The organism is Arthrobacter sp. Y81, from assembly GCF_002929335.1.
Taxonomy (GTDB): Bacteria; Actinomycetota; Actinomycetes; order Actinomycetales; family Micrococcaceae; genus Arthrobacter.
In genome coordinates, this window is the sequence record NZ_PJIL01000089.1 from 1 (window position 1) to 541 (window position 541).

Genomic DNA, 541 nt, shown 5'->3' on the forward strand with positions numbered 1-541 from the left:
TGGGGAACCGGCGGGTTCCCTGGCCTTTGCCGAGCCCACCGAAACCGTCAGGAACCGGTGGACGGTATCTGTGGTGCTCGTCAATGTTGGCATCAACACCGCATTCTTTGGACCCATTCAGGTGCTGCTCGCCCAGCAGGCAATACACTTTAGCGAACCTGACAAGGAAGCCATCTTGGCCCTGGTCACGGGCGCTGGTGCCGCCGTCTCGCTCGTGGCCAACCCTCTGTTTGGCACCTTCAGTGACAGGAGCGTCTCCCGTTTTGGCAGGAGGGTGCCTTGGGTCTTCATCGGCGCACTTCTGGGCACCATCGGCCTGCTTGGCCTGACCGTCGCCCCCAGTGTGGCGGCCATGCTGCTGCTGTGGTGCCTGGTGCAATTGGGCTGCAACGGCGCCCTGGCCGCGATCACCGCCGCCGTCCCGGACCAGGTGCCAATCCGCCAGCGCGGCAGCATCGGCGGGCTCTCCTCCATGGGAACGGTGGTGGGCATACTCTTCGGTGCCGCCGTCGGTGCCGTGGTCGCCGGAAACTATTCCCTT

At 64.7% G+C, this 541-nt stretch carries 1 protein-coding gene; it reads left to right on the forward strand.

Going from position 1 to position 541, the window contains the following annotated elements:
- Nucleotides 1-19: 19 nt before the first annotated feature.
- The coding region (locus CXQ91_RS24320; RefSeq protein WP_258074254.1) for an MFS transporter at nt 20-541 on the forward strand (522 nt) is incomplete at its 3' end.